21 protein-coding genes and 1 pseudogene are annotated in these 24,899 nt (G+C 67.8%); 10 read left to right on the top strand and 12 right to left on the bottom strand.

Annotation, left to right across the window (positions count from 1 at the left end; all coding sequences use genetic code 11):
• On the bottom strand, nucleotides 1-1,050 hold the full coding sequence (locus AB0F51_RS28210; RefSeq protein WP_360284937.1) for an XRE family transcriptional regulator: 1,050 nt from the start codon (nucleotides 1,048-1,050) through the stop codon (nucleotides 1-3).
• A gap of 300 nt (nucleotides 1,051-1,350) precedes the next feature.
• Nucleotides 1,351-1,509, bottom strand: a pseudogene (locus AB0F51_RS28205) (helix-turn-helix transcriptional regulator); the annotation flags it as partial.
• Nucleotides 1,510-2,541: 1,032 nt separating this feature from the next.
• On the opposite strand from AB0F51_RS28205, the gene AB0F51_RS28200 reads away from it, so the two are divergent.
• The 6 genes from AB0F51_RS28200 to AB0F51_RS28175 all read left to right on the top strand — a co-directional run bounded on the left by AB0F51_RS28200 (nucleotide 2,542) and on the right by AB0F51_RS28175 (nucleotide 9,298).
• Entirely contained in the window at nucleotides 2,542-3,336 is a 795-nt protein-coding gene (locus tag AB0F51_RS28200; RefSeq protein WP_360284747.1) for a helix-turn-helix transcriptional regulator, read from the top strand.
• 143 nt (nucleotides 3,337-3,479) lie between these two features.
• Complete coding sequence (locus tag AB0F51_RS28195; RefSeq protein ID WP_360284745.1) at nucleotides 3,480-3,806, top strand: hypothetical protein; 327 nt, start codon at nucleotides 3,480-3,482, stop codon at nucleotides 3,804-3,806.
• 37 nt (nucleotides 3,807-3,843) lie between these two features.
• On the top strand, nucleotides 3,844-4,170 hold the full coding sequence (locus AB0F51_RS28190; RefSeq protein WP_360284744.1) for a hypothetical protein: 327 nt from the start codon (nucleotides 3,844-3,846) through the stop codon (nucleotides 4,168-4,170).
• 166 nt (nucleotides 4,171-4,336) lie between these two features.
• Nucleotides 4,337-6,115 carry a glycoside hydrolase family 18 protein gene (locus AB0F51_RS28185; protein WP_360284742.1) on the top strand — a complete coding sequence of 593 codons (1,779 nt, stop codon included), beginning with the start codon at nucleotides 4,337-4,339 and terminating at the stop codon, nucleotides 6,113-6,115.
• A 55-nt stretch (nucleotides 6,116-6,170) separates the two neighbouring features.
• The gene (locus AB0F51_RS28180) at nucleotides 6,171-7,832 is read left to right on the top strand and encodes an FAD-dependent oxidoreductase (protein ID WP_360284740.1); all 1,662 of its coding nucleotides are present in this window, start codon (nucleotides 6,171-6,173) and stop codon (nucleotides 7,830-7,832) included.
• On the top strand, nucleotides 7,832-9,298 hold the full coding sequence (locus tag AB0F51_RS28175) for an ATP-binding protein (protein ID WP_360284738.1): 1,467 nt from the start codon (nucleotides 7,832-7,834) through the stop codon (nucleotides 9,296-9,298). The genes AB0F51_RS28180 and AB0F51_RS28175 overlap by 1 nt, the downstream gene beginning before the upstream one ends.
• A 3-nt stretch (nucleotides 9,299-9,301) precedes the next feature.
• On the opposite strand, the gene AB0F51_RS28170 is transcribed toward AB0F51_RS28175, so the two are convergent.
• Complete coding sequence (locus AB0F51_RS28170) at nucleotides 9,302-9,718, bottom strand: VOC family protein (RefSeq protein ID WP_360284736.1); 417 nt, start codon at nucleotides 9,716-9,718, stop codon at nucleotides 9,302-9,304.
• A 46-nt stretch (nucleotides 9,719-9,764) separates the two neighbouring features.
• Here AB0F51_RS28170 and AB0F51_RS28165 point away from each other — a divergent pair, with 46 nt between their 5' ends.
• On the top strand, nucleotides 9,765-10,220 hold the full coding sequence (locus AB0F51_RS28165; RefSeq protein WP_360284734.1) for a hypothetical protein: 456 nt from the start codon (nucleotides 9,765-9,767) through the stop codon (nucleotides 10,218-10,220).
• Nucleotides 10,221-10,250: 30 nt separating this feature from the next.
• Here AB0F51_RS28165 and AB0F51_RS28160 read toward each other — a convergent pair whose 3' ends face one another.
• The 4 genes from AB0F51_RS28160 to AB0F51_RS28145 all read right to left on the bottom strand — a co-directional run bounded on the left by AB0F51_RS28160 (nucleotide 10,251) and on the right by AB0F51_RS28145 (nucleotide 13,054).
• Nucleotides 10,251-10,562: a hypothetical protein gene (locus AB0F51_RS28160; RefSeq protein ID WP_360284733.1), complete on the bottom strand. Its 312-nt coding sequence runs from the start codon at nucleotides 10,560-10,562 to the stop codon at nucleotides 10,251-10,253.
• A complete protein-coding gene (locus AB0F51_RS28155; RefSeq protein WP_360284929.1) occupies nucleotides 10,559-11,380 on the bottom strand; it encodes a hypothetical protein in 822 nt (273 codons plus the stop codon). The genes AB0F51_RS28160 and AB0F51_RS28155 overlap by 4 nt, the downstream gene beginning before the upstream one ends.
• A 116-nt stretch (nucleotides 11,381-11,496) precedes the next feature.
• Nucleotides 11,497-12,429, bottom strand: coding sequence for a sugar kinase (locus AB0F51_RS28150; protein ID WP_360284732.1), 933 nt, complete (start codon nucleotides 12,427-12,429; stop codon nucleotides 11,497-11,499).
• Nucleotides 12,422-13,054 (bottom strand): bifunctional 4-hydroxy-2-oxoglutarate aldolase/2-dehydro-3-deoxy-phosphogluconate aldolase, encoded by a 633-nt coding sequence (locus AB0F51_RS28145; protein ID WP_360284731.1) that lies wholly within the window; start codon nucleotides 13,052-13,054, stop codon nucleotides 12,422-12,424. The genes AB0F51_RS28150 and AB0F51_RS28145 overlap by 8 nt, the downstream gene beginning before the upstream one ends.
• Before the next feature lie 154 nt (nucleotides 13,055-13,208).
• Between AB0F51_RS28145 and AB0F51_RS28140 the strand changes: the two genes are divergently transcribed.
• A complete protein-coding gene (locus AB0F51_RS28140; RefSeq protein ID WP_360284729.1) occupies nucleotides 13,209-15,017 on the top strand; it encodes a sialidase family protein in 1,809 nt (602 codons plus the stop codon).
• A gap of 8 nt (nucleotides 15,018-15,025) precedes the next feature.
• Here the strand turns inward: AB0F51_RS28140 and AB0F51_RS28135 are convergent, their stop codons facing one another.
• From AB0F51_RS28135 to AB0F51_RS28120, 4 genes are read right to left on the bottom strand one after another with little or no spacing between them, the layout of a single operon-like run.
• Complete coding sequence (locus tag AB0F51_RS28135; protein WP_360284728.1) at nucleotides 15,026-15,847, bottom strand: hypothetical protein; 822 nt, start codon at nucleotides 15,845-15,847, stop codon at nucleotides 15,026-15,028.
• Nucleotides 15,844-16,989, bottom strand: coding sequence for a galactonate dehydratase (dgoD, locus tag AB0F51_RS28130; protein WP_360284727.1), 1,146 nt, complete (start codon nucleotides 16,987-16,989; stop codon nucleotides 15,844-15,846). Before dgoD ends, AB0F51_RS28135 begins: the two co-directional genes overlap by 4 nt.
• Nucleotides 16,986-17,753: a FadR/GntR family transcriptional regulator gene (locus AB0F51_RS28125; protein WP_360284726.1), complete on the bottom strand. Its 768-nt coding sequence runs from the start codon at nucleotides 17,751-17,753 to the stop codon at nucleotides 16,986-16,988. Before AB0F51_RS28125 ends, dgoD begins: the two co-directional genes overlap by 4 nt.
• On the bottom strand, nucleotides 17,750-18,472 hold the full coding sequence (locus tag AB0F51_RS28120; RefSeq protein ID WP_360284725.1) for an SDR family oxidoreductase: 723 nt from the start codon (nucleotides 18,470-18,472) through the stop codon (nucleotides 17,750-17,752). The genes AB0F51_RS28125 and AB0F51_RS28120 overlap by 4 nt, the downstream gene beginning before the upstream one ends.
• A 195-nt stretch (nucleotides 18,473-18,667) precedes the next feature.
• Here AB0F51_RS28120 and AB0F51_RS28115 point away from each other — a divergent pair, with 195 nt between their 5' ends.
• Both AB0F51_RS28115 and AB0F51_RS28110 read left to right on the top strand, forming a co-directional pair.
• On the top strand, nucleotides 18,668-20,461 hold the full coding sequence (locus AB0F51_RS28115) for a bifunctional metallophosphatase/5'-nucleotidase (RefSeq protein ID WP_360284724.1): 1,794 nt from the start codon (nucleotides 18,668-18,670) through the stop codon (nucleotides 20,459-20,461).
• Between the two features lie 96 nt (nucleotides 20,462-20,557).
• The gene (locus tag AB0F51_RS28110) at nucleotides 20,558-21,988 is read left to right on the top strand and encodes an alpha/beta hydrolase (RefSeq protein ID WP_360284722.1); all 1,431 of its coding nucleotides are present in this window, start codon (nucleotides 20,558-20,560) and stop codon (nucleotides 21,986-21,988) included.
• Here the strand turns inward: AB0F51_RS28110 and AB0F51_RS28105 are convergent.
• Complete coding sequence (locus AB0F51_RS28105) at nucleotides 21,966-24,842, bottom strand: LuxR C-terminal-related transcriptional regulator (RefSeq protein ID WP_360284721.1); 2,877 nt, start codon at nucleotides 24,840-24,842, stop codon at nucleotides 21,966-21,968. The genes AB0F51_RS28110 and AB0F51_RS28105 overlap by 23 nt on opposite strands.
• Nucleotides 24,843-24,899: the final 57 nt, after the last annotated feature.

The following is a 24,899-nucleotide window of genomic DNA, read 5'->3' as shown; positions in this document are numbered from 1 at the left end:
CTACCCCTGCTGCCCGCTGGAACTCGACCCGCTGCCCACACTGCGGTTCTCAAACGGCCTGCGCCTCAGCAATGCGCTGAAGTCCCACACAGCGGCCCGCCCCAGATCAGACCCCCGTACTGCGGCCAGCACGTGGCTGGCCGTGTCGTACAGGTGGTGGGTGTGCCACTGGTCGGGCAGCTCCACCAGCACTCGCATTGCCACCGCCAGGCCGGCCGCGACGTCGCCGTCCAGCACGAGGCAGCGGGCAACCACCAGCTCCAGCTCGGCCCGCTCGGTGGTTTCCGACGCGCGCAGGCCGAGTGCCTGGTCGAGAGCCACGTACACGCTGGGGGTGTCGCCGAGTGTGGCCCACACTCGGCCCTCGACGGAGTATGTCTCCGCGATGCTCCACTCGAACGGCGAAGTGCTCGCAGCCGCGCGCTCCTCCAACGCCGCTGCCTGGAGATCGCGCACCGCCTGCCCGACCCCCTCTGCCTCACCCATTGCCGCCAGCACCCGGGCCCGCGCCGCGAGAGCTCGCGCGACCTCGTCCGGTCGGTCAGCCAGCGTCAGTGCGTCGCCGGCGAGCTCGAGGAGGTCGCGGAGTGGACGCTGCTCGGCCAGCCCGCTGGTCACCTCCCAGCTACGGGCGAGACTGGCGATCCGGCGCTCGGTGGAACCGTCGGCAGTCGCGCGGGCCGTCCGCCACCAGCGCCCGGCCGCGCGGATCCTGCCGAGCTGCGCCAGAGTCAGGGCGATCAGCACGGCCAGCTCAGCCGCTGGAACAGCAAGAGCAGCAGAACCAGCCGCTGCGCTCGCACGCAACAGCTGGAGGTCCGCAGCGAGCTCGGGGAGGCGCTCGGCCGGGGGAGTCGTGGCGAACTCCTGGGCGTGACTGCTCACCACAGCGCGCCACTCAGCCACCTCCCGCCCCGGGCCGAACGACCCGGCGAGCTCGTGCCGGACCGCCTCCAGCAACTCCACCCCGGCTGCCGGCCCCGGCCGCCCGGCCGTCCCGTTGAGAGCGGCCCCTTCGAGAGCCGCTCCGATCAGAGGCGGTCCTGCCAAAGCCGATCCTCCCGGAGCCGCTCCTGCCAAAGCCGATCCTGCCGGTGCCGGTGCTGCCATAGCTGGTCCAGCCAGAGCTGGTCCAGCCAGAGCTGGTCCTACCGGAGCCGGTCCTACCGGAGCCGGTCCTACCGGAGCCGGTCCTGCCGGAGCCGGTGCTGCCGGAGCCGGTCGTGCCGAAGCCGATGCGGCCGGCTGGGGGCCGGCGAAAGGCGGTGGCTCGGCGGATGTGCTCGGGCCGGTGGCAGCTTCGGGCGGCGCCGGTGGATGAGCCTGCTCGTAGGCGGTCGTCAACGCCGGGCTGGTGCCCAGCTCCCGGTCGCACAGGCGGGCGAGGTGGGCTGAGCCCGGGCGCCGGCCGCGCTCGACCTGGGACAGGTAGCTGTGGTCGTAGCCCACTCGGGTGGCAAGCTGCCGCAAGCTCAGGGCGGCTGCCTCCCGGGACCGCCTCAACTGCACGCCGAACGCTGCCTCAGCCACAGGATCCTCCCCTGCTCGAGCTGCCGGTCTGGCCGGCCCACTGGTCACGCCTGGTGGTTGCGGTGCGTAGCGAAAAGCTACAAGGCCCTACCGACAGAACCCGCCGCGGCGCCGCCCGGACAGCACCCAGACAGCAACCAGACAGCAACCACAGCCTCCTGAAACCCTTGGAGAGCTGGCCTGTCGGCGCTGTGGTGACTGTGGGCTGTTCGGGCAGCCCACAGCTCACACCTGGTGACCACACCCCCTCACCAACCAGCCTTGGACCATGAACACTCCGCAGCCAGAGCCAAGGCTCTTCCACCTGGTCCGGCCGTCCGGCACAGTCGCCGAGGGAGTCGAGTGGTCCGACGGCGCGGTGACGCTGCGCTGGCGGGGGCAATGGCCGGTGACGTCGGTCTGGGAGGGCGGTGTCGACGCGGTACTGGCGGTGCACGGCCGCAACGGCACCGCCGAACTCCGCTGGCTCGCCACACCTCCCGGCGCTGCCGCACCCCCCGACGCACCTCCGAGTGCTGCCGCATCTCCGGGAGCTGCCGCACCTGCGAGTGCTGTCGCAGCACCAGGCGCTGCCGCACCCCCCGGCGCTGCCTCTCCCGGCGCTGCCTCTCCCGGCGCTGCCGCTCCTGCGAGTGCTGTCGCATCTCCGGGAGGTGCCGCATCTCCGGGAGTTGCCGCATCTCCGGGAGGTGCCGCATCCCCGGGTGCTGCCGCAGCAGCCGGTACTGCGGCCGCTGGTGCCCCGGCGACAACCGGGACCGCGGTCCCGCCCGGCTCTCCGGCGGCTCGTTCCGGTAGCGCTGGTGGCCGACCGGCAGAGCAGCGAATGGATTGGCACGTGATCAATGGGTTGCGGCTGGCCGCACCGGGGGTAGATGGGAGGTGTGTCAGCTGTGGACTCGTCTGGCCGTGCCTGAGTTGCGGGCCGTGACGAGACAACGCTGTCAGCGGGCTGGGGGCCCGGTTTAGTCTGATGTCCGCCGATGCAGGAACCGTTCGAAGAGGTCGCAGTTGCCAGACGAATTCGAGGATCAGGACGGTCCGTCCCCCGTCCACCACTCCATCCTCACCGACCCGTTGGACGAGTTGGACGCGCAGCTGAGCCGGTTGCGCAACGTTGCCGACGAGCTGCGGGGCTCGCGGGGCAAGCCGGTTCTCGCGGGCGACCAGGTGGAGCTGATCAAGGACGGGCCGACACTGCTCCGCACCTACGAACGGCTGCAGGAGGACGCGCAGCGCGAAGTACGGGTGCTGGATCGGCCGCCGTATGTGACTCCGCCGTCGTCGCAGCAGCAGTTGGAGCTCGATCGGTTGCGGGCCGGCGTCGGGTACCGGGCGATCTACGGCACGGAGGTGTTCGAGAGCCAGGACATCCTGGGTGTGCTGCCGGCGCTGCAGTCGGCCGGTGAGGTCAGCCGGGTGCTCGCGCAGGTGCCGATGAAGATGGCGGTCGGCGACGACGACACGGCGCTGATCGGACTGACCAAACGGGCGGTGGGCGACTACCACCTGCTGATCCGCTCGTCCGGGCTGCTGGACGGGCTGATCGCGACCTTCGAGATGCTGTGGGGACTGGCGATCCCGATGCCCGGCCTGCCGTTCAGCGGTGAGTTCTCCGGACTGCGGCCGGCCGACCGCGACATCCTGTTGTTGCTGGCCGGCGGAGCGACCGACGACAAGATCAGCCGCCACCTGCGCATCAGCCCGCGAACAACGCAGCGCCGGGTCCGCGCGCTGATGGAATCCCTCGGCGCCCAGACCCGTTTCCAGGCCGGAGTCCAAGCCGCCCGCCGCCGCTGGATCTAGGCACCGCGGGCTTTCCTTCGAAAATATCCGAAGCATTTCCCGGGTCGTTTCCAGGTTTCTGAAAAGGCTGTCCCGCGTCGAGGCCGCAGGGATAATTTGAAGGCGCTTTCCCATCGAGTTGTGCAACTCAGAGGAGAATCGCCATGAGGACTGTCCTTCGTCTTGGTGCCGCGGCACTCGCGGTGGCCGGAGTCGCCGCGTTCAGCGGACCGGTCGCGCACGCCGCGCCGTCATCCACGAACGGCACGAGCGGCACGAGCAGCAGTTGCAGTACCTGGATCTCCGGCGAATGGGGTCACGGTCGTTGCTACAACTCGACCCCGTACACGCGCACCATGCACCTGCACGTCGAGTGCAACGCGTTCTACGACCCGAATGTGGACCGCGACGTGTCCGTGCCGGCGTACAGCACGGTCGAAGCGCAGGGGCACTGCTGGTCCTCGGTCGACTGGGTCACCGCGACGATCTGATCGCCCGGCACCGCCCGCACTCTTCGAGGAGTTGACCATGAAATACCTGAAGCAGGCCGCCGTGGCCGTCATCGCCCTGGCCGGAGTAGTCACCGTCGCGCCCAGCGCGCAGGCATCGACCGCGGCCGAGTCAAATTCCAGTGGAATTCTCAGTGGCTGCTCGACCCGGATTGCCGGAAATGACGGTATCGGATCGTGCTACAACACCACCGGCGTCCGGAAGACAATGATCTTCCACGTCGAATGCAACAACTGGTTCGACGGCAATATCGACAAAGAACTGGAAGTTCCTCCGTATGCGACGGTCGAGACGACCGGCCACTGCTGGTCCTCCGTGGACTGGGTGACCGCGAAGCTGCTCTGACCCCGGCTGTGCTGATCGTCGGGCGGTCCAGCCGCCCGACGATCTGTCCCACGCATTCCCGTCGCGGCGGGTTTCCCACAGCGGCGGGGATCCGACAGGGCGATGTCTTGACGGTGAGTTTTGCAAGTTCTCTACTTAATGCACTCTCGCCGCTGGAGGTCCGCCCATGCGTTCACGGTGCTCTGCCGCCCTTCTCGGGTTCCTGTTGGTTGTCGCCGGATTGGTCGGCGTCACGCAGACCGCCCAGGCGGCGAACCTGTTGACCAACCCTGGTTTCGAGGCGGATTCACTGAGTGGCTGGACCTGCTCGGGCGGCTCGGTGATCACCAGTCCCACCCACTCGGGCAGTTACGCGCTCAACGGAGCAGTGTCGGCATCGGACCTCGCCAAGTGCAGCCAGACCGTGGCGGTGCAGCCCAGTACGGCGTACACGTTGTCGGCCTGGGTGCGTGGGTCCTACGTGTACCTGGGCGTCACTGGCGGTGCCTCCACCTGGACACCGTCGGCGAGCGGCTACACGCAACTGACAGTCGCCTTCACGAGTGGTGCCAGCCAGACGTCGGCACAGATCTACCTCCACGGCTGGTACGGCCAACCGGCGTACCAGGCCGATGACGTCAACCTGGACGGCCCCGGTGGCGACCCGCCGACCGGTGGCGCTCCCGGCGTACCAGGCACGCCTTCAGTCACCAGTACTACGAACAGCGCGATCTCACTGAGTTGGCTGGCCTCCACCGGGACAGTCACGGGCTACCGCGTCTACGAAGGCTCCACCGCAGTCAAGACGGTCACTGGCACCTCCACCAGCGTCGACGGACTAGCCGCGTGTACGAGCCACAGCTATACAGTCGCCGCCTACAACAGCAACGGTGAGTCGGCCAAGAGCGCAGCAGCTTCCGGTACTACGACCGGCTGCACCAACACGGGACTCCCGAAGCACGCACTCATCGGCTACCTGCACGCAAGTTTCGCGAACGGCTCCGGCTACATCCGGATGGCCGAAATCCCGTCGCAGTGGAACATCATCAACCTGTCCTTCGGTGAGCCGACCTCTGTCACGTCCGGCGACATCCGGTTCAACCGATGCCCGGTCAGCGAGTGCCCGAACGTGGAGAGCGACGCCGACTTCCTCGCCGCGATCAAGGCGAAGCAGGCCCAGGGCAAGAAGGCGCTGATCTCGATCGGCGGGGCCAACGGCCAGGTCCAGCTCACCAGTACTGCGGCCCGCGACGCGTTCGTGAACTCGGTCAGCGCGATCATCGATCGCTGGGGCCTGGACGGGCTCGACATCGACTTCGAGGGTCACTCGCTCTACCTCAACGCCGGCGACACCGACTTCCGCAACCCGACCACTCCGGTCGTGGTGAACCTGATCAGCGCGCTGAAGACGCTCAAGGCGAAGTACGGGACGAAGTTCGTGCTGACGATGGCGCCCGAGACGTTCTTCGTACAGGTCGGCTACCAGTTCTACGGCGGCGCGGGTGGCGGCGACAACCGGACCGGCTCGTACCTGCCGGTGATCCACGCGCTGCGCGACGCCCTGACCGTCCTACACGTCCAGGACTACAACTCGGGTCCGGTGATGGGGCTCGACAACCAGTACCACAACATGGGCGGCGCGGAGTTCCACATCGCGATGACCGACATGATCAAGGCCGGCTTCCCGGTCGCGAACACCGGCCACACCTTCCCAGGACTCCGGCAGGACCAGATCGCCTTCGGTCTGCCGGCGGCAGTCAGCGCAGGGAACGGCTACACCGCCCCCGCAGCCGTTCACCAAGCGCTGGACTGTCTGGTGAAAGGCCAAAGTTGTGGTGGCTACACCCTGCGCGGCGGCGCCTCACCGTCGTTGCGCGGCCTGATGACCTGGTCGATCAACTGGGACCGCTACTACAACTGGGAGTTCCAGAACGCCCACGCGCCGTACCTGGCGGCGCTGCCGTAATCAGCCTGTGGATGAACGGCGCCCGGAATTCGCCGGTCGCTGGTATTAAAGAGCTATGCCAACGTCAACAACCCGCCCGGTGATCCTCACCGTGGACGACGATCCGGGCGTCTCCCGGTCGATCGCCCGCGACTTGAGGCGCCGGTACGGCGAGGAGAACCGGATCGTCCGGGCCGAGGCGCCCGACCAGGCCCTGGATGCGCTCAAGGAACTCAAGCTCCGGGGCGAGCCGGTCGCCCTGCTGCTCGCGGACTACCGGATGCCCGGGATGTCCGGGATCGACTTCCTGGAAGCGGCGATGGACTTGTTCCCGCTCGCCCGCCGGGTCCTGCTCACGGCGTACGCCGACACGGACGCCGCGATCCAGGCGATCAACGTCGTCGACCTGGACCACTATCTGCTGAAACCGTGGAACCCGCCGGAGGAGAAGCTCTACCCCGTGGTCGACTCGATGCTCGACCTGTGGAGGTCGACCCCGGACGCGCCGACCGACGAGACCCGGGTGATCGGCCACCGCTGGTCCGCGCCGTCGTTCGCCGCGCGCGACTTCCTCGCCCGCAACGCGGTGCCGTACCGGTGGATGGGTGTCGACGACGAGGAGAGCCAGCGGCTGCTCGCGGCCGCCGAACTCGACGGTACGACGCTGCCTGTCGTGATCACCCCGGACGGCACGGTGCTGGTCGCGCCGTCGGAGTCCGAGCTGGCCGACAAGGTCGGCCTGTCCACCCATCCGGCCGAGGAGTTCTACGACCTCGTCGTGGTCGGCGGCGGCCCGGCCGGCCTCGGTGCTGCGGTGTACGGCGCCAGTGAGGGCCTGCGGACCGTGCTGGTCGAGCAGGTCGCGACTGGGGGACAGGCGGGCCAGTCGAGCCGGATCGAGAACTACCTGGGCTTCCCCGATGGGGTGTCCGGGGCGCAGCTGACCGACCGGGCTCGGCGACAGGCGGTTCGCTTCGGTGCCGAGCTGCTGACCGCCCGGCAAGTGGTCGGGCTGGAGACGATCGGGTCCGCCCGGCGCCTGCAGTTCTCCGACGGCAGCGAGATCTCGGCGCACTCGGTCATCCTGGCGACGGGCGTCTCGTACCGGACGCTCCAGGCCCCTGGCGTGGAAGACCTGTGTGGGCGCGGCATCTACTACGGCTCGGCGACGACCGAAGGGCCGAACTGCGCCGGTCAGGACGTCTACATCATCGGCGGCGCGAACTCCGCCGGCCAGGCCGCGGTCTATTTCTCGAGACATGCCAAACGCGTGCATATGCTGGTGAGAGGTCCCTCGCTCGAGGCGACCATGTCGTCGTACCTGATCGCTCAGATCGGCGAGATCGACAACATCGAGGTGCACACCTGTACGCAGGTGGTGGCCTGCAAGGGTTCGGATCATCTGGAACGCGTGACGCTGACCAACAGCGCGACCGGGGAGAGCCGGGAGGTGGACACGGAATGGATGTTCGTGTTCATCGGAGCCGCACCCCGGACCGACTGGTTGCCGGATCACCTGTTGCGTGACGAGCGCGGCTTCGTGCTGACCGGGCCGGACCTGCGCGGGCGACCACCCGGCTGGTCACTCGACCGCGATCCGTACCACCTGGAGACGAGCATGCCGGGCGTCTTCGCGGCGGGCGACGTCCGGGCCGAGTCCGTCAAGCGGGTCGCGTCCGCGGTCGGCGACGGCGCGATGGCTGTCACCTTGGTGCACCGATACCTGGAGATGCTCTGATGACCGAGACTGTTTCGGAGACCGACGAACCGCGCCGGATCACTCGCGACGAACTCCGCACGCTGTTCCTGTTCGAGTCGCTGTCCGACGAGCAGCTCGACTGGCTGGTCCGCGAGGGCCACATCCTCGACGTCCAGGAGGGCCGCGTCTTCGCCGAGGGCGACGAGGCGACCTGCTGCTACGTGCTGATGTCCGGCGGGTTGCGGATGTGCAAGCTGCTGCAGGGCGAAGAGGTCGAGATCAACCGGACCTCCCAGCGCGGCGTGTACGCCGGTGCCTTCAACGCCTTCTTCGGCACCGACGACCGCAAGGGCTACACGGCTTCGCTGTACGTCCTGGAGCCGTCGCAGTTCTTCGTGATCGACGCCGCGGCGATGGCGACGATGATGAACACCTGGTTCCCGATGGCGGTGCACCTGATCGAGGGTTTCGTGATGGGGATGCGCCGGACCAACGAGACGATGGGGCAGCGCGAGCGGTTGCTTGCCCTCGGCTCCTTGTCGGCCGGGCTCACGCATGAGCTCAACAACCCTGCCGCGGCGGCTGTCCGGGCCGCGGCGACGCTTCGCCAGCGAGTTGCCGGGATGCGGTCCAAGCTCGCGATGCTTGCCGACGGCACCTTGGACGCCACCAAACTGCACAAGATCGTCGAGATCCAGGAGGACGCGGTCGAGCGGGTCGCGAAGGCGCGCGAACTGTCGCCGATGGAGCTCAGTGACGCGGAGGACTCGCTGTCGGACTGGCTCGACGACCATGAGGTGCGCAACAGCTGGGACGTCGCACCGGTGCTCGCGGCCGTCGGGCTGGACGTGCCGTGGATGGAAGGTGTGCTGGCCGCCGTTGGACCGGAGTACCTGGAAGGTGCTGTTCGCTGGTTGATGTACACGATCGACACCGAGTCGCTGATGAACGAGATCGACGACTCGGTGACCCGGATCTCGACGCTGGTCGGGGCGGCGAAGCAGTACTCGCAGATCGACCGGGCGCCCTACCAGATCGTCGACCTGCACGAGCTGCTGAAGTCGACGATGGTGATGATGTCGGGCAAGTTCGAGGGGCTGACGGTGGTCAAGGAGTTCGATCCGGAACTGCCGCCGATCCCGGCGTACGCGGCCGAGCTGAACCAGGTCTGGACCAACGTGATCGACAACGCGGTCGCCGCGATGAACGGCTCCGGCACGCTGACTATCCGGACCAAGCGCGACGGGGCGTTCGCCGTGGTCGAGATCGGCGACACCGGTCCCGGTATCCCGGCCGACATCCGGACCCGGATCTTCGAGCCGTTCTTCACCACCAAGCCGATCGGCGAGGGCACCGGCCTCGGCCTGGACATCTCCTGGCGGATCGTCGTGAAGAAGCACCACGGCGACCTGCGGGTCGAGTCCAAGCCCGGCGACACCCGGTTCAAGATCGTGCTGCCGATCAACCCCGAAGCCGAGATCCAGGCCCAGGCCGATCTGGTCTGAGACCTAGGGGTGGCCGACCAGCAGGCAGAACGGGTGGCCCGCGGGGTCGGCGAGGACATACAGCGGCTCACCGTCGTCCTCGGTGCGATCGAGCAACACGGTCGCACCGAGGGCCTCGGCCCGCTGCCGGTGACGCTCGAGCTCGTCCCGCGTCGGTACGGCGAAGTCCACATGCAACTGCATCGGTACGTCGTGAGCCGGCCAAGTCGACCGAGGCAGCTCATCAACCTGCTGAAACGCCAACTGACGCTGTCCGTCCCCATCGACCAGCACCAGCCAGTCGGCATCGTCTTCCCCGCCGTCGGCCGGCAACTCATCACCCGGCCGGTACCGCAGGCCGAGCAGTTCCCGGTAGAACTCGGCCAACCCGCGCACGTCGGTCGAATCCAGCACAGTGTGCATCCGTTGTGGGTAGTCCATCACCAGGCTCTCCTCTGGTTCTCGCGGCGTCTACTCTTGTCCTCCCATGAAACCCCCAACTGTGGCCCGGCTGGCGATCGCCGCGACGATTTGCTGCAGCGCGACCGGTTGCTTCCTGGCGCCCAGCGACCCCGAAGGGGTGAACATCGGGCTCCGGGTCGACGACGGCGTGGTCACCCTGTACGTGCCACTGTGCCCGGGGGAGAAGGTGACCGCCGCCTACCTGGACAACCCGCTCGGCGACGGCCAACGACTCTGGACCGGCCAGGGCCCGACCGACCCGACGTCGAAGGTGATCCGGCTCGGCGACCCCGGCTGGAAGAAGCAGAGCGGCTCCTACCGCTACGACGGCACGGAGATCGCGGTCGGCGTCGACGGCCCGGACCACTCGTACGGCGCCGGCATCATCGGCAAGATCCCCACCGACCTGCCCCCGGGTGTCTACTCCGTCGACTCGAAAACCATCACCGGCCCCGAACTGGACCAGCAGCCCCACTGCTGAGCCGCAGCGGTCCACCACCGCAAGGCCGCCCTACGGCGTGAGTCCGGCTACCGCCGCGAACACGTCCCGGACCGGCAGCGGTCGAGGATCGTTTCGCCACTTGGTCAACGCATCGGCGCGAGTGGTCTCATCCAGCCGGCCGATCCCCGCCGCGATCAGTTCCTTCGCCCGCGCGATGTCGATCTCTTCGTACTCGTAGTCGAAATCCATGTAGTAGTCGTTGCGCAAGGCATTGTTGTCGTGGAAGAACCCGGTGTTGTCGACATAGCTGTACATGTGCTCATTCGCCAACGCGGCAACCCAGACCTCCCGCTGCCCGTCCTTCACCAAGAACAACCTCATCTGCCCGTCCCGTCGATCCCGCGCACCGCGTCCTCGCGTCGGTGGACCTGCCGCTCGGCCGTGGTGCTTGTCGATTGCGCTTGCGCCGGATCGGTCCGGCGGCGTGGGTCACTGTAGTTCTTGAGCTCCACCGCGACCCCGCCCAGCGTACGGAGTTCGTGGAGCCCAGGTGGCACGTCCAGTGTGTCGGAGAGCTTGACGCACAGCGCTCCCGCCGCAGCTCGCTCGGATTCGCTGGCGTCCGCGCTGCGCTCGATCTCGTACGGGCGGGTGGTTGCCTCTTTCACAGTCGCAGAGGCGACTGAGTGAAACTGCACCTCGACCACGTCACCGGCAGGCGTGCGCAAGTCGGCGTGCAGGCCCTTGTACCGACTGCCAGGGGTGTAGGAGTGCCGAGCGGAGTCCATGGCCCAGCCGCGGGCCAGCAGTTGGTCGACCGTGGACCTCGCTGCAGCGACCAGATCTGATGGCAGCGGGCAGAGCACGGTGTAGCGCAGGACGTCCTTCGGCTCGTCTGCCTTGTCTCGCTCCAGCCGACTCTGGAACTGCCTCGCCAGCGACCTCGGTGACTTGACCCGGCAATCAAGGTGGTGAGCGGTTGCGTCATCCGGTACTGCGGCCAGGAAGTCGGCGGTGGTCCGCTGTTCGGTTGGAAGCCTCCTCTGCAAGGTGCTGATGCTGAGACGCGTGGCATCCGCGCCGTACTCGTCGACCAGTTGCGCAACGGTCGGCAACTCGTCACCCCACCGCACTGGGTGCCGCGCGCCGAACGCTGCGTGCAACTCGGCCGGCTCAGCAAGCCGATCCGTCCCTCCCATTGTTCGCACTGTTCAACGGTAGGGAGAGCGCGATGGCTGTGGGGCGCGTTCAGAGATCTGTGGATAAGTTGCGGGCTGCGGTCGGAGTCAGGCGGGGGTGGAACAAGTCGCTCAGGTCAGCGCAGTGCTGTGCCGTGGGTGTGGGTCAGGAGGGTGAGGTCTTCGCGGGTGGGGAGGGATTCCCAGTCGCCGTGGGCGCCTACGCAGAAGGCGCCGGAGGTGGTGGCTCGGGTGAGGCGGTCTTCGGGTGGGAGGTTGTCGAGCGTGGCCGAGAGGTAGCCGGAAACGAACGCGTCACCGGCCCCGATCGAGTCGACGACGGTGACCGAGAGCGCCGGGCGGTGGATGGTGCCGTCCGCCGTGTGGGTCCAGGCGCCTTTGCCGCCGGCCGTGACGACGACCTCGGTGATCGCGGTGGAGAGAAGGTCGGCGATCGGGTCCTTGGCGTCGGTGAGGAGGTCGAGTTCGTCGTCCGAGGCGAACACCGTGGTCAAGTGGGGCAGTAGCTCACGCAGTACGGCGGCTGCTTCGGTGCGCGACCAGAGACGACCCCGGTAGTTCACGTCCAGCGAAACCTGAACCCCAGCAGCAGAAGCAGCCTGTACTGCGGCCAGCGTCGCGGCGCGGGCCGTGTCGGACAGAGCCGGCGTGATGCCGGTGACGTGCAGGATGCGTGGCGGGTCGGTGAGCGCGGCGAGGCACTCCTGGGTGGTGAGGGTGGAGCCCGCCGAGCCGCGGCGGTGGTAGCTGACCCGCGTGATGTCGTGGGCGGGCTGGTCGAAGGCGATGAAGCCGGTGAACGAGTCGTCCGAGAAGCGCAGGTGACTGGTGTCGACGTTCTCCGCGCGCAGTGTGCGCTGGATCAGCCGGCCGGGCTCATCGTTGCCCACAGCACCTAACCAGGCGACGTCATGACCGAGCCGGGCCAGACCGATCGCCACGTTGCTCTCCGAACCGGCGACCGACAGGTGCACCTCACCGCCCATCCGCAGCGCTGCCTTGGAACGCACCGAGACCATCGCTTCGCCGAAGGTGAGAACGCTAGGCATCGGCGATCGCCTTCAGGAACTCGGCGGCGCGGGCGGCGAGCTCGGCTTGGGAGCCGCCTGTGCCGGCATCGCCGAGGAGAGGGGAGCCGAGGCCTACTGCGAGCGCGCCTGCCTGGAGGTACTGCGGGGCTGTGGTGACGTCCACGCCGCCGACTGCGAGGAGAGGTGCGTCCGGCAAGGGGGCGCGGAGTTCGCGGAAGTAGCCGGGGCCGTGGAGTTTCGCGGGGAAGACCTTGACGGCCAGTGCGCCGATGTCCAGAGCTGTGACGATCTCCGTCGGGGTCAGCGCTCCGCACAGCAGCGGCACGCCAAGCTCGACGCTACGAGCAGCTCCGCGAGTGATCGCCGGCGTGACGACGAAGCCGGCCCGGGCGGCCGCGACCTCGTCGGCCTGGGCCGGCGTGATGACAGTCCCGGCACCGATCAGCACCGAAGGGCCGAACTCGTCGCGCGCCCTGGCGATCGCTTCGGCGCCGCCCGGGGTGGTGAGCGAGACCTCGAGTGTGGTGATTCCGGCGGTCACCAGGGTCTGGATGCACTCCACAGCGCGATCGGGCCCGTCGGCCCGGATGATGGCCAGCACCTTGCGCCGGCTGAGTTCGGCGAGCAACTCCACGTGGTTCACCCCTTCGATGGTGGCTTTCACCGTAGTGGATCGATCACTACATAGGACGTGGGATGTCTTGCGTTTGAGACCGCCAACAGGTGGATAAGTTACGAATTGAGCAACCCGCCCCGTTGTTTACTTTCCGTTCACCGGAAGGCAGGTCCACGTACCCATGCCCAGATTCCGCCCCTTGCTGGTCTTCCTCGCTTTGCTGGCCACCGGCCTCGTCGCCGGACCGCAGCAGACCCAACCCGCCGAAGCCGCGGTCGTGCAGAGCGTTCTCTTCGAGAAAGGTGGCGCCGGCTACGGCTGCTACCGAATCCCCGCGATCGTCCGAACCAAGCTCGGCACCCTCCTCGCCTTCGCTGAAGCCCGGCGTACCTGGTGTGGCGACTCCCAGGAGATCGACCTGGTGGTCCGCCGGTCCGAAGACGACGGCCGCACCTGGTCGGCCCAGCAGATCGTGCTGTCGGGGACCGACGCCGACCCCAACGCCGTCGCGACTCGCGGCAACCCGACCCCGATCGTGGATCTGGAGACCGGCCGGATCGTGCTGCTCACCACGATGGATCCCGGCACCACGAGCCGTCCGCGGACGCCGTACGTGCAGTTCAGCGACGATGACGGCAAGACTTTCACCAAGGCCAAGAACATCGGCGCGCAGATCGACGACCCGACCTGGGGCTGGTACGCGACCGGCCCGGTGCACGGCATCCAGTTGACCCGGGGAACGCACAAGGGTCGGCTGGTGGCCGGGACCAACTACGACGTCGATGGCAGAGCCGCTGGGCAACTCGTCTACAGCGACGACAGCGGTGAGACCTGGCACAAGGGCGCCACCGACCTGCGGACCGACGGGATGGTTCCGCAGGAGATCAGTGTCGTCGAGAAGGTTGACGGCGGCATCTATGCCGGTGCCAGGAACAACAGTGCCGGTACCGGGAACGACAGCCGCGCGTTTGCCGTCAGCAACGATGGCGGTGAGACCTACGCGACCAGCTACACGACCATTCCTGGTCTGACCACGCCGATCGTGCAGGGTTCGCTGCTCCGGTTGCGGGCGACCGACCAGGGCGCGAAGTACAACCGGATCCTGTTCGCGTCGCCGGCCGATCCGGAGCGCCGCCGGTACCTGACGATCCGGTCCAGCTTCGACGAAGGCAGGACCTGGCAGTCCGTTGCCGAAGGCACCAGGACCACCAGCGACTGGTCGGGGTACTCCGACATGACCATGCTCGACACCGGCGAGATCGGCTTGCTGTACGAAGCCGGGCCGGTCGACGCGCGTGACCAGATCCGGTTCGCGCGGTTCACCGAGAACGACATCGGGCACCCCGATGCGCCGACTGGACCCACCACACCCGACGTCTCCGGGCTGGGCAACCACGGCATCCTTCGCGGCGGTACGACGGTTGTCGCGGGCAGGTTCGGCCAGGCGCGCGACCTCGACGGAACCGACGATGCGATCCAACTGCCCTTCGCCGAGTCTCTCGCGGTGGGTGCGGGTGACTTCACCGCGATGTCCTGGATCAAGTACGGGGCCCGAACCACACCGCAGGCAATCTTCTGGGGTTACAACCTTAACGAGTACTCGCAATTCTGGCTGCGCGCCGAACCGGCGGACGCGCGCATCCGCGGCCTGATCACGACCGGTGGTAACACCGCGGCCGTCGCGACCACCAAGGCCTACAACGACAACGCCTGGCACCACGTCGCGCTGCAACGCAAAGCGGGGACGCTGTCCATCTGGGTCGACGGCGTCCAGGTGGCGAGCGTCGCGTCGCCGGCCGGATCGGTCAGCCCGGGAAGACCGTTCAAGATGTACGTCGGTCAACGACTCGACGGCGCGCATCATTTCGACGGCTCGCTCGACGAGGTGCGCATCTACAAACGCGCGATCACGGCGGCCGAGCTGAACAGCATCCGGACCAGCAACGTCACCACCGTTCCGAACGCAGTACTCGACCTGCCGCTCGGGTAGCCGAACCATCAGACTGACCTGGCGGACACCACGAGCCGCCAGGTCAGCTCACCCGACTCCGGTACGACGGCCGCGTCACCCGCGCCCGCTTCAGCCAAGTCGAAGACCCTGCCGAGCATGGGTTCCACACCCAGACTCCGGTACGGCGCATCCGCGGGGAACCCGCCCAGATTGCGCCAGAGCGCCGTCGAGACAGGTTGCCCTGGGCAACTCAAGCTGAGCGTCAGGGCAACGTCCCCGTCGACGACCTCAACCGCCGGGCAGTCAACCAGCACCGCGCCCATCGCAGTACCGTCAGTCGGCCCGTAAACACTGAGATCAACCCCATCCGCAACGGGCCACGCGCCACCGATCCACGATGGCGCACCGTCAGCGTAGAGACGACATTCTGTGCTGCCTCGGGGATTGATGGTGGTGCCGACCGCGCAGTCCAGGAGGGCGTGCGCGGCCCAGATGAAGCGGTAGCCCGGGGGAGCGATCAGGCGGTAGTCGACCCAGATCGCGCCGGTCTCATCGATGTCAGGAGTCGCGCCCCCGTTGAAGCGGCGGAGCAGGACGGCTTCGTCGTACTGGATGACGTCCCAGTCCTCATCCTCCTCCAATGAGCCCCAGGGCTGATTCCACAAGCCGCCGTGGTCGGGCACCCCGCGCACGGTCGGGAAGCACTCGTCGAGCCCGCCGACATCGACGTACGAACTCATGCCTTCGCGAGAAGTCGTGAGCAGCCCCGGTCCCGGCCACAGCCACTCGCGGCCACCCAGGACGAGGGAAGTCCAGCGCCCGCCATCGTCCAGGTCGATCGCGACCTCGTTCTCCAGTAGCAAGCTCACCACTCCGCAAAAGATCCGTCGTCCTGTGTCCACACCGGGTTGCGCCAAGCATGGCCCTGCCGGTCTGCCGCCCGTACCGCGGCCTCGTCCACCGTGATCCCCAACCCCGGCAGCGGATTCCACTCCGCATGACCGCCGACCCAGTTGAACGGCGTCGGGTCGGTCACGTACGTCGTCAGATCGCTGTCGATGTTGTAGTGAATCCCGCGACTCTGCTCCTGGATCAAGAAGTTCGGCGTGGCAAACGAAACCTGCAGACTCGCCGCCAGCGAAATCGGTCCCAACGGACAATGCGGCGCCAGCAAAGCCCCGTGGGCATCAGCCAGTACTGCGATCCGCCGCAACTCCGAGATGCCACCAGCGTGGGACACATCGGGCTGGACCACCGCCACGCCGGCCTCGAGCGCGGGCATGAACTCGGCCCGGCTGTAAAGCCGCTCACCAAGGGCCACCGGCACCGTCGAAGCGCCGACCACCGACGCCAGGTGATGGAGATGCTCCGGCAACACCGGTTCCTCGACGAACAACGGATGCAAAGGCTCCACCGCCCGCATGATCCGTCGCGCGGCAGCAACCCCGACCCGGCCGTGCAGGTCGATCGCGACGTCGCGCGAGTCACCCAGCACCGATCGAGCAGCCGCCAGTCGCGCGACCATCGCATTGACCTCGGCCAGCGAAGGCGAAGGCTGGATCCGTCCACTCGCGTTCATCTTCACCGCGGTCATTCCGGCCTCGACCTGCGCCGCGACGTGGTCGGCGATCTCGGCTGGATCGTCCCCACCAACCCAGGCATAGACCCGAACGCGATCCCGCACCCGCCCGCCGAGCAGAGACGCGACGGGAGCGCCGTACACCTTCCCGGCGATGTCCCACAACGCTTGATCGATCCCGGCCAGAGCGCTGCTCAGGACCGGTCCGCCGCGATAGAAGCCGCCCTTCGCGAGGATCTGCCAGTGCCGTTCGATCTGCAGCGGATCCCGGCCGATCAGGTACTCCGACAGTACCTCGACCGCCGTCCGCACCACCTCGGCCCGCCCCTCGACCACAGGCTCGCCCCACCCAACAACGCCGTCACTGGTCTCAACCCGGCAAAACAACCACCGCGGCGCAACCAAAAACGTCTCAACCCGCTCGATCCTCACAGGCGCCCCCGCCCCGACGGCTCCGGCCCCGCCGGCTTCCGCGCCGGGGCTCCGCGCTCGTCGGACAGCCGGACCGCGGACAGATCCTCCGCGGCTTTCGCCAGGAGTTCTCGCATCGCGAGTTCGGCGCCGTCTGGATCGTGAGCCCGTACCGCGTCGACCACCCGCGCGTGACTCGGTACCGGATCATCCGAGGGATTCAGCTTGTGGACCAGTCGGTCGCGACCCGCCAGACCGGTCTCGATGACGACCTCCATCCTGGTCAGCAGCTCGTTGCCGGTGGCAGCGAGCAACGCCTTGTGGAACGCGACATCCGCCGCCGCGGCGGCAAGATCATCGGTGGCCGACGACATCGACTCCAAAGCTTCTTCCAGCAGTTCGATCTGCGCATCAGACGCCCGTACTGCGGCCAGCCGGGCCGCGGCCGGCTCGACGATCCCGCGCACCTCATGCAGTTCCTCGAGCAACTCCGGCCGGACATCGTCGTCGAAGTGCCAGCGGATCATGTCGGCATCGAGCAGGTTCCAGTCCGAGCGCGGCCGGACGAACGTGCCACGCTTCTGCCGAGCATCCACCAGCCCCTTGGCCGTCAGCACCTTGAGCGCCTCCCGGACCGCGGTCAGACTGACCCCGAGGTCGGCCTGCAACTCGGGCACGTTGATCGTCGCCCCCTCGGGAATCCGCCCCGAAAGGATGCGCTGCGCCATCACCTCCACGATCTGCCCGTGCAACCCCCGCGACACCCCGCGCTGTATCCCTGTCATGCCGAGTCCTTGACCGCTGACCAGCCGCCATCGACCACGAGGCTCGCAGCCGTCACGAACGACGCCTCCTCCGACAGCAGAAAGGCGACGGCCCGAGCGACCTCGTCGGGACGACCGAGTCGGCCGATCGCGGTCGCCCGCGCGCTCTGCGCCTTGCCCTCGGCACTGACCCGGTCCCACGCAGCGGTGTCGATCGGACCCGGAAGCACAGTGTTCACCCGGATCGAACCGCCGTACTCCACCCCGAGCTGACGCCCCAGTGCGACCAGCGCGCCCTTCGAGGCGGCGTACGCCGAATGGCCGGGGATGCCGTTCAGCGCATGCACCGACGAGACCAGTACTACGGATCCGCTGCTGGTGCTCAAGTCTTCATGCAAGGCCTTGAATCCGAGGTAGGCCGCCGTGAGGTTGACGTCGAGCTGTCGCTGCCACGACGCGGGCGGGAGTTCATGGGCCGGCTGGACGTCGATCGTGAACGCGTTGCTGACCAGTCCGGTGATCGGCCCGAGCTCGTCGCGGCCGCGGGACGAGACTTCGGCCCAGGTGTCCGGTGCCGCGACATCACCGATGACAGTCAGGGCCCGGCCGGGAATCTCCTGGCAGGGATGCAGATCCACCTGCACCACCGAGGCTCCCTCGTCGAGCAAGCGCTGGACACAAGCAGCTCCGATGCCCGTCGCCGCACCGGTCACGACGATCACCTGTCCACTCAGCCGCACCAGAGCCTCCCTGCTTTAACCATAATTTACGAATTAATGCTCACATGTCTGGACCGCACTCGGCAAGCAGGGTGAGCGGCTCGGCAAATTCCTTCCAAGTTCTTGGATCTGGCGTTTGGTAGTGACATGGCGTTCATTCTGGGCCAGGCTTATGGATGCTGGTAAGTGCTTGCCGTCGCCCAGAAGGAGACACTTGTGCGCAGTTTGACCCGCCCGAGAGCGCTCGCCGCGCTCACCGCCCTCGCCCTGACAACCCTCGCCCCCGCCGGCGGCGCCACGACCGCCGCGGCCCAGGAGCCATCCATAGCAACAACTCAAGAGTCAGCCGGCGTCCCGGTGCAGTTGGTGTCGATCACGGACTTCCACGGCTACCTGCGTCCGCCGTCCGTGGCAGACGGCGGCACCATCGCCGGAGCCGACGGCAAGGCGATCACCGTGGGTGGGGCGGCGTACCTGGCGACTCATCTCAAGAACATCCGGGCCGGCCACCGGAACTCGATCTTCTTCGCCGACGGTGACAACTTCTCCGGCTGGCCGTTCGAGGTGGACGCGCACGCCGACGAGCCGACCATCGAGGCGCTGAACGCGCTCGGCGTCGAGTTCACCAGCGTCGGCAACCACGAGCTCGACGTCTCCAGGAGCTTCCTGGTCGACCACATGGCCAAGGGCAAGTGCTTCGGCACGCCAGGGGTCGACAGCTGCTTCACCGACTCCACCGGCCGGCGCTTCCGTGGTGCGAAGTTCGACTTCCAGTCCGCCAACATCGTCGACGCCCAGGGCCGGACGATCGTCGCGCCGTACAAGATCCGCTGGGTCCGCGACGGTGCCCGCGTGTACCCGGTCGGTTTCATCGGCCTGACCGTGCCGGACACCCCGGTCGGCTCCACGTCGTACCAGCCTGACCTCAAGGCCCTCGACCCGGTTGCCTCGGCGAACGCCGCCGCTGCCGAGCTCACCCGTCGCGGCGTGAAGGCGATCGTGCTGAACATGCACGACGGCGGCACGGACGCGTCGCCGACGTACAACAACTGCGTCAACCCGAGTGGTCCGGCGATCGAGCTGGCCAAGAAGGTCACGCCGCAGATCGACGCGATCGTCACCGGGCATTGGCACTCCGCGTTCAACTGCAGCATCCCTGACCCGGCCGGCAACCCGCGCCCGGTCGTCGAGGCGGCCAACCACGGCCGGCTGATCAACGAGATCAACCTCCAGCTGGACCGGCGTACCGGCGAGGTCCTGCGCGACAAGACCACGTCCACCAACCACGCCGTCACGCGTGACGTGACGCCGGACCCGGAGCTTCAGCGGATCGTCGACTACTGGGCGGCCGCGGGAGATCGCAAGTACGCCGAAAAGGTTGCCACCATCACCGGCGACTTCACCCGTACTGCGAACGCGGCGGGCGAGAGCACGCTCGGGGATCTCGCGGCCGATGTCCATCTGTGGACGGCCCGGCAGCAGGGCGCCGCCGATCTGGGGTTGATCGCAACGAAGCCGGCCACGGGCAGTACTGCGCTCCGGGGCGACCTGCTGGTTGCCAAGGGCACCAAGCCGGGTGATGCCGAGGGCAAGGTCATGCTCGGCGAATCGTGGGACGCCTATGGGTACGGGAATCCCGTGCTCACGGTGAGCCTGACCGGCGCGCAGCTCGACGCGGTCATGGAACAGCAGTGGCAGACCCAGCCGGACGGCACCACGAAGTACGCGCCACTGGCGATCTCAGCCAACGCCACCTTCACCTACGACACCACGAAACCCGTTGGCGACCGCGGAGAGCTGACCATCGATGGAAAGCCCGTGGACCCGACACGCACCTACCGAATCGCCGCCCTCGCCTACACAGTCATCGGCGCCGACGGCTACTCAGCCTTCAAGTCGTACACCAACCCAGTCCGCAACAACACCGACCACGAAACCTTCACCACCTACCTCCGCACCCACAAAACCCTGACCCCAGCCCCGCTGACCCGGATGGTTCGGCAGGGGTAGCCGGATCGGATCCCGCCTTGGGGTAGCGCGGAAGCTACCTTGGGGCGGGCTTGTGGGTGGGTGTGGGGGCCGGGGTTTCTTTCTAGCGTCGATGGCATGCGAAGACTTGTTGTGGGCAGCCTGTTGGTTGCTTTGGTTGTTCCTGTTGGTGGTGCGTATGCGGGGGCATCGCGTGCCGAAGGCGGCGGGCTTGCCTGGCGTCAGTGTCAGAGTGGGTCTGACGATCAGCAAGGTAAGGCGCTCGACGATGCGGGCGCATCCTGTACTACGGTCCGGGTCCCGTTGGATCATCTGCATCCGGACGGGCGGACCCTCGACATCGCGATCTCGCGGATCAAAGCCGACCCCGCGAAACGGCGGGGGATCCTGTTGTCCAACTCGGGTGGGCCGGGCGCGCCCGGTCTGGCGTACCCGCTTGACTTGCAGCCGCTGCTGGGAGAGGTCGCTTCGCAGTACGACCTGATCGGGGTGGACGCTCGCTTCATGGGCCGCAGCGCCCCGCTCGACTGCGGCCCCGTCCAGCTTGCCGACCTGTACCGGTCGTCGACCACCCGTCGCGACTTCACCACGGGGAGCCGGTACGCCGCATCCTTCGCCGCTGCGTGCAGGGCAAACAACCCAGGCCTGCTTCAACACGCGAACATCCGCCAAGCGGCGCGCGACTTGGACGCGATCCGCGTCGCACTGGGCGAGGACAAGCTCTCGTACTACGGCGTCTCGTGGGGTGCGGATCTCGGTGTCGTCTACAGCCAGCTCTTCTCCGCCAAGGTCGACCGGATGGTCGTCGACAGCGTCACGGACGTGGAGGGTTCGGAGTACCAGCACCTCGCGACCGGGCTGGGTGCTGAGGCGGCCTTCGACGAGTGGGCCGCTTGGGCGGCATGGCGGGACGACAAGTACCACCTCGGACGGACCGGCATGCAGGTGAGGGCCAACATGACCGAGCTGGTGTACCGCCGCCAGCCGGTCAAGGTCGGCAAGTACCAGATCGACTCGGCCGCGATGCCATGGGTTCTGCAATCGGCGCTCGGTGACGAGAGCGATCGCGATCTGATGGCCCGCAACGTCCGGACTCTTCTCGACGCGGCTGCAGGCAAACCGATCAAGCCGTCGAAGGAGCTGCTGGGGTTCCTGGGGCAGTTCTTCGAGATCAACCCGGACCTGTCGCGTTTCGCGGCGGCGTCCCTCTCCTACACCTGTAACGACAACGGCTGGCCGCGACGGCCGGCGCAGTACTGGCGGGACGCGCAACGCGACCACAAGACGCAGCCGCTTTTCGCCGTCACGATCCTTCCGTGCGCCTACTGGACCGACCACACCACCGAGCCGGACCTTGTCATCGGCAACAACACGCCGATGCTGATCGTGCAGGCCGAGCGCGACAGCATCCCGGTCGCCTGGGCCCGCAAGCTCCACCAGAAGCTGCCGAACTCCGTCCTCAAGACGGTCGACCGCCGCGCGCACGGTGTCTACGACGAACGGATCCCGGAGATGGTTGCCGAGGTCAACCGTTACCTGGCGGGCTGACCTGCAGCTCGGCGAGCACGGCCAGCCCATCGTCGGCCCGGTCCGGAGTCAGCAGCCACGTGCAGGCCTGCTCGAACCGGGCGCCGATCTCGGCGAAACGCTCCGCGGCCTGCCGCAGTACGGCAAGGTCACCGGACAGCGTGCCTCTCGCGCGGAGTAGGCAGGCTTCGGCCCAGTCGTTCTCGCCGGCGGTCGTGGCCGCAGCTTCCAGCCACTTCTCGGCATCAGGAAGCTCGGCCACGACCGCCAGTTCGGCGCCCGCGGCGTGCGCGTACGGCGCCCACCAGAGCTCGCCGAACTCAGCGAAGGCCTGCTCGACCAGCACCCTCGACCGCGTGTTGTCGTGTACTGCGACGCGCGCGTCAGCGAAGGCGGCCACGGCGCTCAGGACGGGCGCGGCCGCGTCGCTTCCAGCTCGAGCGAGTTCGAGCGCGCGGCGCTGCCAGACCTCGAACGAACCGTCCCGCCGCAAGCCATGAACCATCGCGGCCACCGCCAGCGCGGACGACATCCACTCCTGAGGTGGCGAACCGGCCCGTTCCCAACGGGCCCAGAGGGTATCGGCGTCCGCGATGCACTCGTCGAAGCGGCCGGTCAGCCCGTTGAGGCGGATCACTCTGGGCAGCCAGAGATAGGAGCGATCGCCGGCCAGGAGATCACCCGCAGCGTCGCCGGCGTTGGAGACCAGCGGCGGAAGATTCTGGTACTCCGGTAGCGCGGCCGGCAGGTTGCCTGTGGCAACTGCGGTGGTTGCGGCGACGTGGTAGGCGTCGACGATCTCCGCCGCCGCGTAGGGCTCATGACGGGGGAGGGGGGCAACCAGTTCGAGTCTTTCGAGCGCGTACTTGCGGGCCTCTCGCAACCTTCCTGCGTTGCCGGCGGCAACACAGAGGGCGTCGAGCGCACCTGCGATCAGAACCGGATCGCCGGAGCGCCGCGCAGCATCCACGGCGGCGTGGGCGAGGGTGGTGTCCGCGCCGATCCGTCGCTCGCCGTGTTCCCAGGCTCTGGCCGTCGCCAAGAGTGCGGTGACTTGGGGATCATCATTTGTTGCCTCGTTCAAGGCCTCGGTGAGCAGTTGGGCGCTCTCGGTCCGGGGGGTGTCGTACATCGCGCCGGCGGGGTAGCGGTTGAGTGTGATCACGGCCGAGGCCAGCATCGTCGCGCGGACGTTGCCGTCGACAACTGCGCGCTCCGCCGCCTCCAGCAGGAACCGGATGGTGGCCGGGCTGTCGGACAGGATGAGAGAGACGTCCGCGGCGGAGCGGAGATCCCGCGCTGCACTGACGCCGTCCTCGGCCCGGTCGGCGGCCGCTTGATAGTGGCCGACCGCCTCGACGAATCCCTGACTGGCAAAGGCCAGGTGGCCGAGCGAGCGAGCAAGTCGGTGCGCCGTCGGGTCGGGTTGCGCGACTGTTGCCGCCAGGGCGGCGCGCAGGTCGTCCACCACCTCACCGAATAGCACGCGCCAATCGCTGGACGCCTTGTCGAGTTGGGACTCCAACTGGGCTGCTGTGGTGGCGGCCCAGTGGAGATGGCGTTCGCGGGCGGTGGCGGTCTCGCCTGCCGTCTCCAGTTGTTCCAGGGCGAACGCGCGGACGGTTTCGAGCTGACGCCAGCGGGCGCCGCGGCGTACCAGGAGGCTTTTGTCGGTGAGGCGGCCGATCAGGTCCGCGACCTCGCCTCGCGAGTACTCCGGACTGGTGGCGCAGGCGGCGTCCAGGTCGACGCCGCCGAGATAGATGCCGAGACGGCGGAAGAGCAGTCGCTCTTCGTCGTCCAGCAGGTCGTGACTCCAGCCGATCACCGCGCTGAGCGATCGGTGGCGGGAGGTGGCGGCACGGCTCCCGGACAGCAGTCGAAGCTGGTTGTCGAGGGCAAGCAGGCCGTCGATGCCGAGGGACGCCGTACGGGCTGCTGCCAGTTCGATGGCGAGTGGCATGCCGTCCAGTCGTTCACACAGGCGGGCGATGCCGGTCGGGTCGGCGGTGAAGTTGGAGTCGACGGCTCGGGCTCGGTCCTGGAAGAGCTGAACGCCGTCGGATGCGGCCGGCAGAGGCTCCAGTTGGACCACGCGTTCACCCGGTACTGCGAGGCGCTCGCGGCTGGTCGCCAGAACGCTCAGGTCCGGGCAGGCGTCGAGGAGGAGCTCGACGAGTTCCGCCGTCTCTGCTACTAGGTGCTCGCAGTTGTCGAGCACGAGCAGCGCGCGGGTTGAGGACAGTTGCTCGGTCAGTGCTTGGGCGAGGGTTTGCGGAGGGCGTTCCGTCACGCCGAGGGCGGTGGCGACTGTGCGAGCTACCAGGACGGCACGCACCGGCACCAGATCCACGAAGACGCCAGGCATGGAGGCCTCTTCCGCTACGGCCGCCGCGACGACAGCCGCGAGGCGGGTCTTGCCCATCCCGCCTGGGCCCAGCAACGTCACCAGCCCCGGCTCCCGCAGAGCCTCAGCCACCGCCGCCCCCTCAACCGCCCGCCCCACAAAAGTCGTCCGACTCCCCGGCAGCCCGCGAACCCCCGCGTCCCCAAGCGCTCCTGAGGCCGCACCACCTCGCCCCGCACCGCCGCCTGCTCCTGCGCTTGGGCTGCCCGCGAGTGCGCCACCCGCGGCTCCCGGGATCCAGCTTGAGGCTGCTGCCGCGGTGCCGGGTCGGGACTCGGCGACCAGGTCCGCGAGTTGGCGGCGGTCCGTTACGCCGTACTTGCGGAGCAGGGAGGAGACGTGGCTCTCGACCGTGCGGATCGAGATGTGGAAGGCGTGCGCGATCTGGGCGTTCGAGCGATGAGCCGCGATCGCGGCGAGCACCTCGGCCTCGCGCGCCGAGATCTCCACCTGGCCATCGGGAACCATCCGCCCATGATCGCCCATCCCCGGTCCTCCGTGCCGGATCCGTGGCGCCTCCGTGGT

The sequence above is a fragment of the Kribbella sp. NPDC023855 genome, from assembly GCF_040639475.1.
In the GTDB taxonomy this organism is placed as follows: Bacteria; Actinomycetota; Actinomycetes; order Propionibacteriales; family Kribbellaceae; genus Kribbella.
The sequence above is the reverse complement of the archived record's forward strand: the minus strand, read 5'-3'. Positions and strand labels throughout refer to the sequence as shown.

Coding starts and splice junctions, on each gene's coding strand:
- AB0F51_RS28110 (WP_360284722.1), top strand. CDS start 20,558: ATGCGAAGACTTGTTGTGGGCAGCCTGTTGGTTGCTTTGGTTGTTCCT.
- AB0F51_RS28180 (WP_360284740.1), top strand. CDS start 6,171: ATGCCAACGTCAACAACCCGCCCGGTGATCCTCACCGTGGACGACGAT.
- AB0F51_RS28140 (WP_360284729.1), top strand. CDS start 13,209: ATGCCCAGATTCCGCCCCTTGCTGGTCTTCCTCGCTTTGCTGGCCACC.
- AB0F51_RS28165 (WP_360284734.1), top strand. CDS start 9,765: ATGAAACCCCCAACTGTGGCCCGGCTGGCGATCGCCGCGACGATTTGC.
- AB0F51_RS28160 (WP_360284733.1), bottom strand. CDS start 10,562: ATGAGGTTGTTCTTGGTGAAGGACGGGCAGCGGGAGGTCTGGGTTGCC.
- AB0F51_RS28190 (WP_360284744.1), top strand. CDS start 3,844: ATGAAATACCTGAAGCAGGCCGCCGTGGCCGTCATCGCCCTGGCCGGA.
- AB0F51_RS28125 (WP_360284726.1), bottom strand. CDS start 17,753: ATGACAGGGATACAGCGCGGGGTGTCGCGGGGGTTGCACGGGCAGATC.
- AB0F51_RS28195 (WP_360284745.1), top strand. CDS start 3,480: ATGAGGACTGTCCTTCGTCTTGGTGCCGCGGCACTCGCGGTGGCCGGA.
- AB0F51_RS28155 (WP_360284929.1), bottom strand. CDS start 11,380: ATGGGAGGGACGGATCGGCTTGCTGAGCCGGCCGAGTTGCACGCAGCG.
- AB0F51_RS28150 (WP_360284732.1), bottom strand. CDS start 12,429: ATGCCTAGCGTTCTCACCTTCGGCGAAGCGATGGTCTCGGTGCGTTCC.
- AB0F51_RS28185 (WP_360284742.1), top strand. CDS start 4,337: ATGCGTTCACGGTGCTCTGCCGCCCTTCTCGGGTTCCTGTTGGTTGTC.
- AB0F51_RS28175 (WP_360284738.1), top strand. CDS start 7,832: ATGACCGAGACTGTTTCGGAGACCGACGAACCGCGCCGGATCACTCGC.
- AB0F51_RS28170 (WP_360284736.1), bottom strand. CDS start 9,718: ATGGACTACCCACAACGGATGCACACTGTGCTGGATTCGACCGACGTG.
- AB0F51_RS28105 (WP_360284721.1), bottom strand. CDS start 24,842: ATGGTTCCCGATGGCCAGGTGGAGATCTCGGCGCGCGAGGCCGAGGTG.